The organism is Streptomyces sp. NPDC002845 (genome assembly GCF_053591955.1).
In genome coordinates, this window is the sequence record NZ_JBSFUU010000028.1 from 46,816 (window position 1) to 61,379 (window position 14,564).

Annotated in this window: 21 protein-coding genes and 2 pseudogenes; 1 reads left to right on the forward strand and 22 read right to left on the reverse strand. The window is 71.2% G+C overall.

Annotation, left to right across the window (positions count from 1 at the left end; genetic code table 11):
- Positions 1–2: 2 nt before the first annotated feature.
- The 8 genes from ACWD3C_RS21555 to ACWD3C_RS21590 all read right to left on the reverse strand — a co-directional run bounded on the left by ACWD3C_RS21555 (position 3) and on the right by ACWD3C_RS21590 (position 4,966).
- A complete protein-coding gene (locus ACWD3C_RS21555) occupies positions 3–2,555 on the reverse strand; it encodes a CHAT domain-containing protein (protein ID WP_451146191.1) in 2,553 nt (850 codons plus the stop codon).
- A gap of 237 nt (positions 2,556–2,792) precedes the next feature.
- Positions 2,793–3,026: a hypothetical protein gene (locus ACWD3C_RS21560; protein ID WP_451146193.1), complete on the reverse strand. Its 234-nt coding sequence runs from the start codon at positions 3,024–3,026 to the stop codon at positions 2,793–2,795.
- 32 nt (positions 3,027–3,058) lie between these two features.
- The gene (locus ACWD3C_RS21565) at positions 3,059–3,295 is read right to left on the reverse strand and encodes a MarR family transcriptional regulator (protein ID WP_451146195.1); all 237 of its coding nucleotides are present in this window, start codon (positions 3,293–3,295) and stop codon (positions 3,059–3,061) included.
- 105 nt (positions 3,296–3,400) lie between these two features.
- A complete protein-coding gene (locus ACWD3C_RS21570; protein WP_451146197.1) occupies positions 3,401–3,730 on the reverse strand; it encodes an esterase in 330 nt (109 codons plus the stop codon).
- A 92-nt stretch (positions 3,731–3,822) separates the two neighbouring features.
- Positions 3,823–4,035 carry a hypothetical protein gene (locus ACWD3C_RS21575; RefSeq protein WP_451146199.1) on the reverse strand — a complete coding sequence of 71 codons (213 nt, stop codon included), beginning with the start codon at positions 4,033–4,035 and terminating at the stop codon, positions 3,823–3,825.
- A gap of 52 nt (positions 4,036–4,087) precedes the next feature.
- Positions 4,088–4,360, reverse strand: a complete 273-nt coding sequence (locus ACWD3C_RS21580) for a hypothetical protein (protein WP_451146201.1) — start codon at positions 4,358–4,360, stop codon at positions 4,088–4,090.
- Between the two features lie 34 nt (positions 4,361–4,394).
- A complete protein-coding gene (locus tag ACWD3C_RS21585) occupies positions 4,395–4,556 on the reverse strand; it encodes a hypothetical protein (RefSeq protein ID WP_451146203.1) in 162 nt (53 codons plus the stop codon).
- A 53-nt stretch (positions 4,557–4,609) separates the two neighbouring features.
- On the reverse strand, positions 4,610–4,966 hold the full coding sequence (locus ACWD3C_RS21590) for a DUF317 domain-containing protein (RefSeq protein WP_451146205.1): 357 nt from the start codon (positions 4,964–4,966) through the stop codon (positions 4,610–4,612).
- 218 nt (positions 4,967–5,184) lie between these two features.
- Between ACWD3C_RS21590 and ACWD3C_RS21595 the strand changes: the two genes are divergently transcribed.
- The gene (locus ACWD3C_RS21595) at positions 5,185–5,451 is read left to right on the forward strand and encodes a hypothetical protein (protein ID WP_451146207.1); all 267 of its coding nucleotides are present in this window, start codon (positions 5,185–5,187) and stop codon (positions 5,449–5,451) included.
- Positions 5,452–5,455: 4 nt separating this feature from the next.
- Here the strand turns inward: ACWD3C_RS21595 and ACWD3C_RS21600 are convergent, their stop codons facing one another.
- From ACWD3C_RS21600 to ACWD3C_RS21665, 14 genes and pseudogenes are all read right to left on the reverse strand, one after another.
- On the reverse strand, positions 5,456–5,944 hold the full coding sequence (locus tag ACWD3C_RS21600) for a hypothetical protein (protein ID WP_451146209.1): 489 nt from the start codon (positions 5,942–5,944) through the stop codon (positions 5,456–5,458).
- A gap of 34 nt (positions 5,945–5,978) precedes the next feature.
- Complete coding sequence (locus tag ACWD3C_RS21605) at positions 5,979–6,839, reverse strand: DUF317 domain-containing protein (RefSeq protein WP_451146211.1); 861 nt, start codon at positions 6,837–6,839, stop codon at positions 5,979–5,981.
- A complete protein-coding gene (locus ACWD3C_RS21610; protein WP_451146213.1) occupies positions 6,824–7,702 on the reverse strand; it encodes a DUF317 domain-containing protein in 879 nt (292 codons plus the stop codon). Before ACWD3C_RS21610 ends, ACWD3C_RS21605 begins: the two co-directional genes overlap by 16 nt.
- 119 nt (positions 7,703–7,821) lie before the next feature.
- Positions 7,822–8,658, reverse strand: coding sequence for a winged helix-turn-helix transcriptional regulator (locus ACWD3C_RS21615; protein ID WP_451146215.1), 837 nt, complete (start codon positions 8,656–8,658; stop codon positions 7,822–7,824).
- 49 nt (positions 8,659–8,707) lie between these two features.
- The gene (locus ACWD3C_RS21620) at positions 8,708–9,250 is read right to left on the reverse strand and encodes a hypothetical protein (RefSeq protein ID WP_451146217.1); all 543 of its coding nucleotides are present in this window, start codon (positions 9,248–9,250) and stop codon (positions 8,708–8,710) included.
- Between the two features lie 24 nt (positions 9,251–9,274).
- Positions 9,275–10,108: a large ATP-binding protein gene (locus tag ACWD3C_RS21625; RefSeq protein ID WP_451146219.1), complete on the reverse strand. Its 834-nt coding sequence runs from the start codon at positions 10,106–10,108 to the stop codon at positions 9,275–9,277.
- Entirely contained in the window at positions 10,105–10,773 is a 669-nt protein-coding gene (locus ACWD3C_RS21630; RefSeq protein ID WP_451146221.1) for a hypothetical protein, read from the reverse strand. Before ACWD3C_RS21630 ends, ACWD3C_RS21625 begins: the two co-directional genes overlap by 4 nt.
- Positions 10,770–11,258 carry a hypothetical protein gene (locus ACWD3C_RS21635; RefSeq protein WP_451146223.1) on the reverse strand — a complete coding sequence of 163 codons (489 nt, stop codon included), beginning with the start codon at positions 11,256–11,258 and terminating at the stop codon, positions 10,770–10,772. Before ACWD3C_RS21635 ends, ACWD3C_RS21630 begins: the two co-directional genes overlap by 4 nt.
- Positions 11,255–12,022 carry a glycosyl hydrolase gene (locus ACWD3C_RS21640; RefSeq protein ID WP_451146225.1) on the reverse strand — a complete coding sequence of 256 codons (768 nt, stop codon included), beginning with the start codon at positions 12,020–12,022 and terminating at the stop codon, positions 11,255–11,257. Before ACWD3C_RS21640 ends, ACWD3C_RS21635 begins: the two co-directional genes overlap by 4 nt.
- On the reverse strand, positions 12,019–12,609 hold the full coding sequence (locus tag ACWD3C_RS21645) for a DUF4913 domain-containing protein (protein WP_451146227.1): 591 nt from the start codon (positions 12,607–12,609) through the stop codon (positions 12,019–12,021). The genes ACWD3C_RS21640 and ACWD3C_RS21645 overlap by 4 nt, the downstream gene beginning before the upstream one ends.
- A 153-nt stretch (positions 12,610–12,762) precedes the next feature.
- Complete coding sequence (locus ACWD3C_RS21650) at positions 12,763–13,275, reverse strand: hypothetical protein (RefSeq protein WP_451146310.1); 513 nt, start codon at positions 13,273–13,275, stop codon at positions 12,763–12,765.
- 123 nt (positions 13,276–13,398) lie between these two features.
- Positions 13,399–13,671, reverse strand: a pseudogene (locus tag ACWD3C_RS21655) (DNA cytosine methyltransferase); the annotation flags it as partial.
- Positions 13,672–13,786: 115 nt separating this feature from the next.
- A pseudogene (locus ACWD3C_RS21660) lies at positions 13,787–13,969 on the reverse strand (hypothetical protein); the annotation flags it as partial.
- A 1-nt stretch (position 13,970) separates the two neighbouring features.
- Positions 13,971–14,555: a hypothetical protein gene (locus tag ACWD3C_RS21665; protein WP_451146229.1), complete on the reverse strand. Its 585-nt coding sequence runs from the start codon at positions 14,553–14,555 to the stop codon at positions 13,971–13,973.
- Positions 14,556–14,564: the final 9 nt, after the last annotated feature.

Genomic DNA, 14,564 nt, shown 5'->3' on the forward strand with positions numbered 1-14,564 from the left:
CTTCAGATGTGGGGTGGGTTAGGTGTGGGTGGGTCGTCGAACGACGCCGTGATACTGACAAGTCCCGCCCACAGGCGCGGCGGGACCGGGCCGACCTCTGCCCGGAACCGGCGCTGGGCAGTGCGCAGTGCCGTCGCCGGAGCGACGCCCTCGGCGAGGAGTCGGTACAAGACGGCCAGGATACGGGCCGTTGGGTGGCTATACAGGGGGTTCTTCCCCTTTCCGTCCGGCAGCGGAAAGATGCCTCCGATGACCGTCTCGGCGCCTCGGCACAACGCGACCGTCGGAATACCGAGCGGGTCGGTGCCGCGCCGTTCGTCGAGTTCGGCGGACAGACAGGCGTTGATGAGCAGCGTGCGCGGGAACCGCAGCGTGAGCATGCGGGCCGCGGACAGCGTGGTATTCCGGTCCAGGCGCAGGGCATGCGCGAGTCCCGGTCTGTCGTTGCCGTGCACGGAGGCGGCACCGAGCGTGAACTCGACGCCGTTGGGGTCCAGCAGCGACAGCAACTGCCTGGCGGTGCGGGCGTGGACGACACCGATGCCGTACGCGGCGTCCAAGGCGGTCCGTTCGACGTCCAGCCCTTCAGCGTCTACACCGGAGAGAAACGCGAATGCCCGTCCCCGGGCCCCGCCCTCTGCGTCCGACGAAGGCCGGGGCACCTGCTGTTGGCCCTCCATGAGGGACAGGCTCGGTGACATGGCGAGGACGGCTCGGTCCACCACGTACCCTTCCGGGTCGTCCGGCGCGACGCTCAGGGCGCCCCAAGGCACCCGCCACAGGCTCGAGTCGGGGACGACCAGCAGCTTGGGCACCGTGCCGTCGGGGTCGGCGTCGTCCAAGAGTTCCAGGAGGCCGGGCGGTAGCAGGAGGCGAGCCAGTGTCGCCCAGGGCAAGACATCACGCGAGGTCAGACGGCGGCAGCGTGGCGACGTCTGCCAGTCTGGTGCCTGGGCGCGCACCCCCTCGGTCTCCGTGGCGGTATCCGGCTCCGGCGGCGTCACCGATTCCTGCCCGTCCCGCAGGGACTCGATGCCGGCCACGTCGCCGAGCAGTACCGCTGCGGCTCCCTGCACTGTGTGCAGGAAGGGGCGCCTCGTACCATCGGGGGATGTCCACAGCCCTACGACACTGGTCTCCGTGCCGTTGGTCACGAGTCGTGCATGCAGCACATGGCTGTTCCAGCGCCTCGCATACGTGCGTGGGTCGGCGACGGGTGCGTCGCCGTCCGCTTCCATGACCCACCGGAACCTCAGTGACACCAGCGTCTCCAGGCGCTCGTACACCCGCGCCACCTGGCCGCTCGTCATTCCGGGGCGGGCGGGGGCCGTCTGGACCTCGGCGATCAGCGCGCCCTCCGGACCGCTTTTCGTGTCCTCCGCGCTGGCCAGCGTCGTCAGAAGGCCAACGATCTCCGTCATGCCATCCTGCTCGATGTCGTCGGGTGTCCGTGTGACGAGTTCACCGCGCAGCATGCGGCGCAGGGCGGTCCGGCTGCCGAGGTCAAGGAGTGACGCGAAGGCGTCCAGGGCTTGGTGGTCGTCACGCTGATACAGGGTGTGAGCCGTGGTGTACGCGGTGAACTCGTGCTCGCTGTAGAGGTCGACGTAGTACGCCTGGGCGTCGCGCCAACCCCAGCCGGTGCGCAGTTCGGCGACGCCTCGCATCATCTCCAGGTATGCGGCGAGGGCTCCCTTGTCGTCGCCCTGCGCATGGGAGACCAGGGCGGTGGCGATCAGGTGACGTACGCGGTGAGGCAATGTGCCGCCGCCGTGCGAGAGAGCACGATCGGCCTCGGCGGTCCACTGGGCGGCGTCCGCGACGCGGTCCTCAGCGAGTGACACGGCGGCGAGCAGGTCGCACGCGCCGGCGCGTTGCGGGTGGCAGCGCCACTTGGCGGCCAGTGTGCGTGTGGTCATGGCGTGTTCAGTCGCACGCGGAATGTCGTCTTGGTCGAGGGCGAGGTTGGCGAGGTACAGCTCTGCGCGGACCCGGCTCAGTCGGTACATCCGGCCCCTGCCGACCGCCACCGCTCGAGTGATGGTGGCGTATGCCTCCTCGTTCCGGCCCAGCAGCAACTGGATCTTGCCAAGCTTCTCCAGCGCCTCAGAATGAGCCGAGCGGTTGCGGCCCTGTTCGTGGTGGCCCACCGCAGCGACCGCCTCCGACTCGGCGGTCGGCAGGTCGCCCTGCGCCACCGCGAAGTCGCTGCGCTTCATGGCGACATTTGCTGCCAGCAGCGGGAACCGCTGCGTGGCCGGATCCGCGGCGACGGACTCGAGCAACTCGACAGCCGCGGCGAGGTCTCCGGCCAGACTCAGCTGGTCCGCCCTCTCCAATTGCTTGGTCAGCGGCTCCACGAGAGTTGCCTCGCGTAGGAGCTCGCCCATGCCGACCATGCTCGTGTCCCGTACGTGACGAAAGGCGAGTACGACAACACCCAGGACGAGTAGCACCAACGGCGGATACCAGGAGCCGCCCCTGAGCGCCCTCGATGTGAGGTACGAGAGGGCCGCGACTGCGGCAAGAAATTTCCAGGAGACCTGGCGTCGCATGCCGTTGGTCTTTGGCTCTCGCCCATGCCCGACTTCGCCCATGGGCGCCCCCCACTGCTTGGCCCTGGACGATCAGCATAGGGACACGACCTCACCGCGACCGTCGAAACTGGAAATCGGGCCAACGGCGCCTGGGCGGTCGCGTGCACGCGGTCCGCGATCCGCGCAGCCTCGAACGGACCAGGCAGTGGGCCGTCCAGACCACATCGGTGACGCTCCTCAAGCTATGGACGACGGTCAGCCGCGGCTGCTGTGCTTCGGTAGCTCGCCCCGGAAGTCGCAGCCAGGGCACTCGTCTTCGCCCTGGACGTGGCCCTCATACCAGCCGTGAACGGCTGCGTGGAGGATCGCCTCCTCCACTGAGGCTTCGCCGCTGTGGACCGATGCGATGGCGTTGCCGACGACCACCCGGAGCACGGCGTTGTCGGGCGAAGGGAACGGCGGGGACGGCATCGGCGAGTCGGTCGTCATGGCCGCAGCCTACGGGCGGACCTGACCGCCGGTCAGCCGGATGCGGTGCTGTCGTGCTGAGCGGTGCCGTGCAGGTCGCTACGGAACCCCCGGCCGACGGGCTGCCAGCCCTGGAAGGTGGCCGGCCTCCATCGCGGCCGGTCCGGCACGCTGGTGTCGTCGGGCTCGGGCAGGCTGCCCCGGCTCTTGCGGCTGCGGGCTGCTCGGACGCTGATGCCCAGGTGGGTGGCGACCTCCGGGTATCCCCAGAGCTGCGGGTCGTCGGCCATCGTGTTCTCCTCGTTCGTCCGTGACGAGCGTACGCAACGCGCGGCTGGGCGTACGGCAAGGCCGCCCCTGCCTGTTCGGCGCGGGGCGGCCTTTTGCGGTTGCGGTCAGACCTCGGCGAGGTGATTGGAGAGGTCGAGGGAGGCGGTGGCCACTGCGAGGGCGGCGCACAGGCCGCGTACCTCGTGGATGGTCGGGCGGACCAGGTGCGGCCAGTCGTCGGGTGCGGAGGGCCAGGAGGCGAGATGGACCTCGGCGTTGGCCAACCCGAGGTGGGCGGTGACGTCCCAGCCCGACAGGGAGGCGGGTTCCCAGTAGAGGCGGATGCGGCCGAGAGGGAGTCTGGGGGCGTCGGCCGGGAGCCAGGAAACGTCGAGTGGTCCGTTGGGAAGGGCGGAGATGCGGTGGACGAGTGCGCCGCGCACTCCGGACGGCATGGGCTGCAGAGCGAGGCCTTGCAGCGGGCGGGCGGCGAAAGAGTGGGGTCGCGGTGAGATGGGAACCTCCTGCCGGGATCAGTGCGCCGAGGTCAGGCCCAGACGAGGGCGTCGCGGACCGCTCGCGGGAGGTAGTCCTCCTGACCGTCGTCGGCGATGAACGCGACGCCGTCGCGCACGACGACGTCGGTGCCGAGGTAGTGCGTGAAGGGCCAGTCGGGGTTAATGGCCAGGCGGATCGGCAGGTCGGGGTCGAGGTTCTGAAGCTGGTGGAGCAGGTGGCCGACGGTCAGGTAGTGGGGCACGGGAACCTCCGAGTGTGAGATGGGTGGGTGAAGCGGTGCCGGAGGTGGAGCGTCAGCGGGCGTCGAGGCGGAGCAGGTCGCGCAAGACCTTCGGGCCGGTCGGGCTCGGCTTGGGGTGGCTCGCGAGGTGCCGCCTGCGGCACTCGTTGACGTAGCCCTTGCCGGGGTTCTTCATCTGCCAGTCGCCGCACGAGCAGATGGCCTGGGTGTAGGCGCGGCCGGTGCAGCGGGGGTGAAGCGGCTTGCCGGAGCTGGTGTGCTTGTGCTCGGCCGGGCAGTCGGTGTCGTCGGCGTGGTGGTTGGTCAGCGGTGCGCGGTGTTGCAACGGGTCTCTCCTGGTGGGGGCTTACTTGCCGGGGTCAGGGGGTGCGGAGTTGTCGCTTCTCGGCGTGCCGTTGTGCGCGGCGGCGCAGGACCTTCGCCTTCGATCCGGTGGGGTAGAGGTAGCAAGTGCAGCTTCTCCGGGCGTAGCGGCAGGCCCGGCGGAAGTTGGGGCGGGCGGCGCTGAGCATGCGTGCCACGATGACTCCTTCGCGAGTTTGGGCCGGGCGGCGGTGCGGCGGTCTGGCCGTCGCTACTGAGCGGTACGGGGACATGCGGCGACGAGCGCGGCGAGGAAACCGGACACGGCCTCGGAAGGGGTGTCGAGGCCGAACTCCTGGACCCAGGGCTCGGCGTCGGCGGGGATGACCCGGACCTGCCAGACGATGCCGCGCTTCCAGGCGGCGGTGTCCTCGGGGAGCCAGCCGACGTAGACGCGGCCGTCCGGGCTGGTGCAGTGCACGTTGGCCTCCGGGGTGTCGACGATCGCCCAGCCGAGTGCGCCGAGCAGTTCGAGCACTGGACCCGCGCAGTGGTCGCTGGAGAGCCAGGCGCGCTCCTCCACGGTGGGACGGACGACAGCGGGCAGGAGAGTGCTGGAGGCGTTCACGAGTGGACGGTCCCTTCGTTGACCTGCGGTTTTACCGACACCCGTACGTTGACATGCGGTGTGCCGAAGTACGTAGTCGTTTCCCGGAAGGTGCTGTCTGCCGTGGGCGAACTGGCCACCGAGGGCGCGAGACCGGCGGGCCGGGGAATGGAACGGCGCGGCCGGTTGTCGTAACTGGGTTACGGCGCAGGGCCGTACAGAGCCGGAGGGGGAACGGGGTGGCGGAGTCGAGCAGGCACTGGGACGGTGTCGGGCTGGAGCGCAAGATCCGCAGCGCCGGGCGGCCGTGGACGGTGGGAGACATCGCGATGGTGGCCGACGGCCAGTGGGCCGTGGGCACCCAGGCCGAAGGGCAGCGTGACGGGGAAGCCGTGGCGGAGCGCCGGGTCGCGGACGGGCGGCGCGTCGAGCTGACGGTGGAGGAGCTGGCTCGCGCGGTGGGCTCCCGGTTCGGGGACGCCCACCGCGACGAAAACGCGGAGTAACCGGTTAGCGGCGTGGCCCGGTCGCGGCCACCGTCGGGCCGACAGCGGCCGACGGAGCGGGCTGGTCGGGTGGTTGGCCCAGGGCGCGGGGCGCGTGCGCGGAGCGGGCGACAGCGGCCTGGGCCAGGCGGAGCGCCGGTGCCCGGTCCGCGGTCATGGAGGCTTCGCGGGCCTCGATAACGTGGCTGATCGCCTGCAGGGCCGTGCGGCTCTCGGCCTGCGCGACCCGCAGGGCCACCGCCGAGCTGGTGATCCGGTCCAGGTCGTAGAAGGCTGGCACATGGCCGGACCGGGTGAGGGCGTGCAGACGGTCCTGGTGGACGGCGACCGCGTTGTTCGAGACGACGAGGCTCGATCGGATATGCATCGCCGAGCGCAGGAGCGGGTCCTCGACGGGGCGGCGGACCGCGAGGCTTTCCAGCGCGTCGATGGGGCGGCCCCAGGCTTTCTCGATCATCGCGTCGGCCTGGTTGAGGGCAGTGGCGTCGGACACGGGTGGCTCCGGAGGGTGAGAAGGGGAACGGTGGTCAGCGGCTGCGCCCTGGACGCGGGACCTGCGGAGCCGATGGCGGGCGCGGTGCCGGGATGAACGGCCGTGCGCCGACAGGCGAAGGCACCACGGTGGAACGCGAGTTGGCAACCTGGGCGCGGCGGACATCCAGAGGTGTCGGCACCGGGGGCTTGACCGGGGTCGCCGTTGCCTGCAGCGGAAGGCGGCGCAAGTCGTCGCCGTAGCGGATGACCGGTGCCGGATCAGTGAGCGCGGTGTTCATCGCGGCCACCAAGCCCTCCGGGGTGAAGGATGAGGCGGTCGCGTACCACTCGTTTCCAGGCGGTCCGGCCAGCATGAGCCACCGCTCTTGATGGCCCGTCATCTCGGCGGTGTGGTCGAGGCGGGTCCGGCGCAGGTGGACCTCGGCCAGGCCGTCCGGGGACTCGAAGGAGACGTCGGACGCGCCGTAGCGGTGGCTCCAGCCTGCTGCCGCCAGCGGAGTGCCGACGTCGAGTGCCGCCAAGTCGCTGTTGCCGTAGTAGAGGTAGGAGTCGGGGCCCTCGGTGTAGGCGGCGGCGAGCGCGGTGGTGAAGCCCTGGACTATCTCGGTCGGGGTGCTGTCCTGGTACGTGACCAGCCAGCGAGGCATCGCGAAGGGGTCGGAGCACGCCGTGATCTTCCACAGCGCGTCGTCGTCGCCTTCGGGCAGGTACCCCAGGCGGATGGTCTGCTCGGGTGCGTTGACGTACACGTTGCCCATCTCGTCGTGATTCAGTTTCCAGCCCACGTCGAGGAGAGGCTGGAGGGCAGGATCGCCGGTGAAGGTCGATCCGGCCAGGTATCGCGGGGTGACGTGGTACTCGCGCCACCGCTCGTCGTTCAGGTCGTACGGCACGGCTTCTCCAAGGGCGTGGTCAGCGGCGGCGCGAGGAACCAGGCGCGGGCAGGCCGGCGGCGGCCGAGGCAACGGGCGGAGTCGCTCCGGCCTGCGATGTGTTGGGCGAGCGCCGCCGACCGGCGCGGGTCGGCGCCCGCGCCGACGGGCGTGACGGTGACGTACGGCAGATTCCGCTCGGGGATGCCCGACAGCGGACGCTCGACGGGCTCGGTGCTGCTGAAGGCGAGCACGGCCTCCCGCACCAGGTAGAGCGGGGTGGCGCTGGTGAAGTCGGCGTGCCAGCGTTCACCGTTGACGTGGTCCACGCAGCCGTACAGCGTCCACTGCGCTGGCCCTTCGCCCTCCAACTCCATGTAGTCGTCGAGGTGGCCCTTGCGCAGACCGAAATAGGCGTGCCCGTCCGGGGAGCGCTGGTAGAGGTACATGGCGGTGTCGTCGGTCTGCCACCCGCGGTCGGCCAATGCCCCGGCGGGGCTGCTGGGCCGGTGGTGGGGGCCGGCGTGCAGGAAGTCGCGATGGTCGCTGGGCAGGCCCTCGGCGAGCGCGGTGGTGAAAGCAGAGGTGATCTCGGCCGGGGTGTTCCTGCTGAAGCTGGCCCACCAGAGAGGTGTGCCGAGCGGCTCGCGGCACTGGGTGGCCTTCCATCCGCCGTACCGGCTCTCGGGCAGGTAGGCCACCTGCGCGTCCTGGCGCGGGCTGGTGAACATCAGGCCGGTGGCGGTGGTCGCCTTGCCCCAGCCCCGGGCGTCGCATAGAGCGTCGTAGACGGCGGCGGTGTCGCCTCGCCCGGCGAGATAGACGGGACGGACCAGCAGATCGGTGTCGGGCGCGAGGTCGCCCGGAGGAGAGGTCGCAATCACGGGAACGGCTCCTGGAGGAGGTGGGGAACGGGCTCGCGCGCAGCCGGGAGCGGACTGCTCGGCAGCATGCGGGCACGAGGGCGGCTGTGACGCGGATCTGGTGCTGGATGCCATGCGGATCACCGGCCCCGAGAGGGGGCGGACCGGGCAGTGACGGCTGCCGGCACCCTCGGTTGTGGCTGCGGAGCGTGGCTGAACAGGGAGCCCGGCGCGGCGGTGCTCCGCCGCAGGGCCGCTGCGGTACGGATGCCGTCCGACCCCAGCGGGATGCCGGTGTGGGTGCGCGTGGCCGCCGCGACCGGGGCAGCGGCGGGACGCGGTGCGGCGACGGGGTTGCTCCAGCGCTCGACGGCTGCGTAGACCGGGCCCAGCGCCCGCCCCGCGTCGGTCAGGACGTAGGGGGCGCCGTGGCGCGGTCCGGTGCGAGTGACCAGGCCGTCGAGCTGAAGCCGGATCAGCCGCTGCCGGGTGAAGCTGCTCTCGAGCCCGGCCTGTTCGGCGATGTGGACGAACCGCGCGGGCCCGCCCGCGTCGAGGACCTGGATCACGGCGGTCGAGTGGCGAAGGTGCAGACGGCGCACGGCGTCCTCGACGCGCTCGGCACCGGCCACCTTGCCGAGCGGCAGGTTCGCCTGGGACCAGTCGGACAGCGCCCGGTGCACCGAGGACAGCGAGTTGCCGAACCCGCTGAGCTGGTACGGGGCACCGTGGCGATCACCGGCCCGTGTCACCAGCCCGTCAGCGTGCATCTGGGCCAGCCGCTTGCCGACGAACTGCTCGCTGACGAAGGGGAGCCGGGCGGCGACGTCACGCACACGCATGGGGCCGCCCTGCTGGGCCAGGGTCTGCGCCGACCAAGTGGTCCACTTCGGCGCTATCAGAGACAGCGCGTCCTCGACGCGCTGCGCGTCGACGGAGCCGATCTGGGAGGTTGCGGGCTGTACAGGGGTGGACATGGCGGTAACTCCATTATGGCGAAGGGTGAATCGGGCGGCGGGGCGCGGATCAGTGAGGGTCGCGTTCGGCGCGAAGACGCTGGAGCACCGTGCCGAGGCGGCGGTTGCTGACGTGGATGCCTCGGTCGCGCAGGCCCTGGCGCAGGGCTTCGCGGTTGAGCCGGGGCAGACGGGCGGCGACCTGGCGGGCGATGGCCATGAGGTCCTCATCGCCCGGCGCGGGTCCGGTTCGCCGAGCCGAAGGCCGGCGGGCGGCAGGCTGGTCCAGCAGGAGGCGGACGTCCAGCAGGTCCCACACTGCCTCGGCTTCCGACTGCTCCTGGCGTTCGAGGTCCACGACTTCCGCCGCGTACCGCAGCACGAGGTCGTCGAGGGCGTGCTCGCCGGAGCGGCAGCGCTGCCAGGCCGCGTCGAGGTTGCGGCGGGCGGCACGGGCATGAGCGTTCGTCTCGGCCAGACCACCGAGCCGCCGCAGCACGATCGGCAGAACGGGATCGCCCGAACCACCATGCGCGCCGTCGCGCCGGAGGTCCTCCAGCGGGCGGCCGAACCGGTGCTCGACCAGGTGGCGGGTGTAGATCGCGGTGGACATGGGGGTCGTCCTTTCCGGGGGGAATCAGCGGGAACGGGAAGGCTTGGTGGCCGGGCTTGTTGCGGGTGCGACAGCTGAATCGGCGACGACGTCGGAGATCGCCGCGGTGTTGCTGCGGCTGAGGGCGGCGGATAGGCGCGGCGTGGCCGTACGTGCATCCCGGAGGGCCGCCTTGCCCTGCGGCGTGAGCGAGAGGAGCTGTCCAGGCCGGTACAGTCCCTCGCTGATGTCCTGGTCCAATAGCCCGTCGGCGACCAGCCGCCGGACGGTTTCGGGCCAGACCTCCGGGGTGGGGCGTTGGCCCCGAACGTCGGAGAGATAGATGTAGCCGTAAGCCGCGCTCTGGTGGAATCGAAGCCCGCCCGCCTCCACGGCTTCAAGGGCTCCGAGCTGGCGACCACCCGCGATGGCCCAGTCGTCGTCCCGTCCCGGCGCCTGCTCCGGGGCCAGGCCCAGGCTCTGGCGCGGTGCCTTCGAGGCCGGCTCGGCGTCGGACTTGGGCAGAAGGCGGTGGTACGTGGACACGGCCCGGGTCAGTTGCTCGTAAGCCGCACCCCGGCGGGCGACGAGCAGCTCGATCTGCGGACCCGTGGTGCGCAGGATGCCGTACCAGCCGCGCATGCCGGCATGCTCGCCCCGCCCGACGGGCTCAAGAAGCTCGATCGCGGACTGGGCGGCGCGGGTCAGTTCGCCGTGCAACTCGTCGACATCGCGAGCGGCTTCGGCGACTGCCCTGCCGACGAGGTGAAGCGGGCCGAGGGGCGGATGGTCGTCGCTCAGCGCCCAGGGGTCCTCGACACCGAACTCCTCGGCGACCAAGTGCGCGCCGGGCCGCTTCGCCATGTCATGGGGGTTCATTCGGCCGCCTCCATCCGGGCGAGCAGGGAGCGCACCAGGGTGGGCAGGCTGTCGGGGCCCTCACCGATCCAGACGTGGTCGGTCGCCTCGCCGAGGACGTACGCGGCGTCTTCGAACAGGCCGCTGGAGATCTCCATGCAGGCGTCGGTGATCCGGGAGGCGGCGAGGAGGGACTGCGAGAGCACGTCGACGTAGTCGCCGGGGCTGAGGCCGGCAGCCTCAGCGGCTGTGCGGATGGCGGCCAGTTCCAGCGCGCTGAACGCGAAGTCGAACTCGTCGTCCTGCTCCGCCGGTGAGTGCGCGGCGAAGGCCGGGTCCGGCGGTTCGGCGGGGATGCCGACGCGCGTGCAGATCTGGTCCACGGAGGCGGTCAGCTCGGCGAGGGACTCGGTGAGCCAGCCGAGCGCGGAAGCGTAGGACGCCAGGGTGAACAGACCGGCGGGGGTGGAGGGAAGCGGCTCCTCGATGACGAACCCTTCGAGCCGGTCGTTCAACTCGCAGACCACCCGCGGGCCGGCGGACAGCGCGCCGAGGACGGGATGCAGGTAGGAGCGGCTGGCGGAGGTGGGGTACTCGGTGGTCAGGACCCCGGAGACGCTCTGCGCGGCGTCGGTGAGCAGCCCGGCCAGTTCGGTGCGGGCCAGGGGAGTGCGGTCGGCGGTCATCGCAGGAGGGCCTTTCGGGAGGCGGCGGGAGCGGAGGGGCTGGTTTGCGCCGGTGCGGTGGCCGCGAGGGACGCGGTCTGGTCGACCGCGTGGGGGGATCGGGATCGGGCTGCCTGGCCTCGCGCCTCGGCCACCGGGTCGGTGTCGGCGGGCCGGTTGAGGTCGGTGCGGTTGGTGCGGAGCTGGGCCGTGCGGTAGACCGCGTAGTCCTCCCGGGCACCGGCTGCGACGAGGTAGATCTCGCGCTTGTGGGTCGAGGTGGGCGGGGCCGGGCGGAACTGGATGACCATCCGGTAGGAGACTGCCGGGTCGACGTAGACCTTGTGGAAGCCCGCGAGGCGGCCGGTCAGCGGCAGGCAGTCGTCGCTGCCGTGGACCAGGTTCTGCAGTTCCAGCAGCGCCAGGTCGCGGATGTCGTCGGGGAGTTCGCGCAGGTCCGCGATGGCATCCGGGTGCGCGGCGAAGGCGAAGCGGGCGCGGCTCACATCGACCTCCGAGGGTTCGGTCGCTGGGCGGTGTTCACGGACGGCGCGGTGCTGGTGCCGAGGCCGGCGTTGGGGATCGCGGAAGGGCTGGTGGAGCGGGTGAGGGCAGCGCGGGTCCGCAGAGCGGCGCCGTCGCCGCGGTATTCCGGCGGCTCAGGCAGGGGGCCGTCGCGGTTGTCCAGCCAGTCCTGGGCGGCGTCCTCGTCGGCGAAGGCGCCCTCGCGAACCGTGTAGGTGAGGGAATCCGTGGCCACCGCTTCGAGGAACACCCGGATCGGGACATGGGCCGCGCCCGAATCGCGGACCATGGTCCACGTCTCGCACGGGGCGTAGTCCGAGGCCTGAGTGGCCAGGACCTTGTACCGGTCGCCCGAGGCGCGGATCTGCTGCTCGACGCCGACCGTGAGGACGTCGGCGGGTTGTATGAGATCGGCGCCGACCTGTGCGATCGGCTCGGGCGGGCAGCCGCGCTCGACGAGCCAGTTCTGGGCGAAGGCCAGACCGGCGTGGCTGGCGGCCTCGAAGGTGAACGTGCGCTCGAGCAGATCCCGCGTGATCTTGATGGCAACGAGCTGTGGCTCGCCGGGCACGCCCCAGGTCACCGACCCGTCGTGGGCGACGAAGTAGCTGCGCGACCCCTCCGGGGTGGTGTGGTGCTCGGCCAGCACGGTCAGGTCTCCGGCCCAGAGACTGCTCTCGGCGAGTTCGGAGACGGCGTCGGCAGGCTCGAAATCGTCGAGGCGGAAGTCGAGTTCGGTGGTCACTGAGTGGCTCCCGCCAGCCCGGGCGCCGGGGTGGCCAGCACACGGTGGTTAGGCCGGGTCGGGCTCGTCGTGCATGCGGCGAAGGGGCCGTCGGGGGCACGGAGATGAACCAGGGCCTGGTCAAGGTGGTCGCGGTGCCACGTCGAGGGACCGGACAGGCCGGCCTCGGCGTCGGTGAGCTGCTGCCACGCGAGCCAGAGCGCGTGCAGCCGGGCAACGGCCTCGGGGTGCTCGTGCCACTGGTCGCACCATGGCCGGGTGGTGCTGATCTCCCGTCCGTAGACGGGCAGGAACAGGTAGTTCACCCAGTCGCTGAGTGCGGCCAGTTCGACGGCGTACGCCTCGCCGCCCAGGGCGAGGATGAACACCGAGGCCGGGACGTCGGCCTTGTCGGCGTCGGCCGTGTCTGCGGTGGGGGTGTCGTCGGTGGGCTGAGGGGTGGAGACGGGCTCGGAGCCGAGGCGGTCGAGGATGACACCGTGCTGGCGTACCTCCGCCATGGTCTTGGCGAGGGTGCTGGCGAGATCGTCGAGATCGCCGTCGGGAACGCGGAACGGCTCGGGGGCGGCCTTGCTGGGGTCGGACATGGCGGATCCAAGGGAGTGAGCGAGCAGGGCGGGGGCGAAGTGCGGCGCGCTCTTCTGGAGGTCACGGCGGTGCTCCGTTCGCAGGTCGGCATGAGCAAGAGGATGCGGAGATTCCGCGATTTGGTCCGGCCGGGGAAAGGCGGTAGTGCAGCGCTACGGCGCGGTGCAGCGGGGGCAGCGGGGGCAGCGGGGGAAGGGCGGTGCCAGCAACTGCACGGCGCGGGCGGCCTGTTGGGGGACCACGCCGTTGCCGAGCGCGGTGAGCTGAGCCGGTCGGCCGAGTCCCGGAGTTGCGGTCACCCAGCCAGGGGCCAGGCCCTGCATCCACTCCACGAAGTCGGCGCGCAGGCGTCCGGCAGCGTCGGTGGGCGCCGGGGCGGGGCGGGTGAGGTTCTCCCATCGGGCGATGGCGGAGGCGTACGCTCCCCATCGCCCGTTGGTTCCACGGCCTCCGGGGGCGTCTCCGCCCACAACGGCAGCGCCACCGCCGACAGGGGCGGGCGCCAGCCCTTGCCCGGACGACAGCCAGGAGTGCCGGTGTCGCTCGCCCTCGGGGTGGGCAGCAGCGATGCTGCCGCGCTCGGCAGCGTCATGTCCCCGTTGCCGTGCCGCTGGTTCGGCGAGCCCTTGATCCCGTCCGACGCCTTCGGCGTGGGCAGCAGCCACTCCACCTCGTCGGCCAGGTTCGGGCCGTGGCCGCCACTCTTCCGCTTCGACGGGTGCTGGGAGCCGCCGTTCTTGCCGATGTTGCTCGTCGGAGTCTTGAGCAGGGTGCTCGGCGGGCCAGGCGGTGAGGAAGGTCCGCTCGCGACGATGCGGGGCTCCGACGTCGGAGGCACGAAGCACGAGCCACCTCGCGTCGTACCGGAGATCGGCCAGGGAGCCGAGTACGGCACCAAGTGCCCGCACAGGAAGCTGGGTTGGGTCGTCTCCCAGACACCACGGGCAGAATTCCACGTCGCCAGGGGAACCGGCGGGCGAGGTGAGGAGACCTCGGACATTCTCGATCACCACCAAGCAGGGGCGGAGGGCTTCGACCGCACGGGCGACGTGCAGCCACAGCCCCGAGCGGGTGTGGGGGTTGAGTCCGGCCCGGCGGCCGGCGACGGAGACGTCTTTGACAAGGGAAACCGGCCGTCAGAACGCACACCCGAGGCACATCGGCCCAGTTGACGGCGGTGATGTCCTGCAGATTGGGCACGCCGGGCCAGTGCCGGGCCAGGATGCGCGCGGCGTCGGGGTTGATCTCGGCGTGCCAGGCCAGAGTGCCGCCGAGAGCGGCCTGGACTCCGAGGTCCAGACCGCCGTATCCCGAGCAGAGCGAGCCGATCAACGGCCCTCGCGCGGTGGTGGTCTCCATGTCACCGGCCCCGTGCGATTCGGTCGGAGGAGGACGCCACCGCCGTGGTGACGCCGGGAGGTGGTGACCCCGGAGTGGGCGCGGTGGTCGTGGACCGGCTGCGGGCAGCCTGGAGCCGAACGGACGGGGGAGAGACCGTTGCCGATGCGGAGTGCAGGGAGTTGGCCCTGTCGTGCAGGGCAGCGTCGGCGGTGGTGAGTGCGTCCTCCATCGCCCGTACGGCTGCCTCCCGGGCATCCCTGGCGTCTGGCTGGTCGCGCAGAGGCTCGGTCTGGTTCAGGAAGGCGAGCTGGTGGGCCACGGCTCCCAGGGCGGAAGCCGCTTCGCCCGCGGGCTCGACGGCGGCGGCGAAGCTGGTGATCACCCGAGCGGTGTGGAGGGCCTGGTCGTGGTCGGCGGCACGGAAGAGGACCTCGTCGCCCAAGTCGGTGATCAGCTTTCCGAGTTCGGAGACCTGGCGTGCGACGGCGACGGCATCGGGTGAGCGGTGGGGGTCTCCGGGCACCGGCAGCTTGCCGCGCTGGGCGTCGAAGGCGGAGGCCGTGGCGCGCAGGGCCAGGGCGTCGGAGAGGGGGGTGTTGTCCACGGTGCGTTC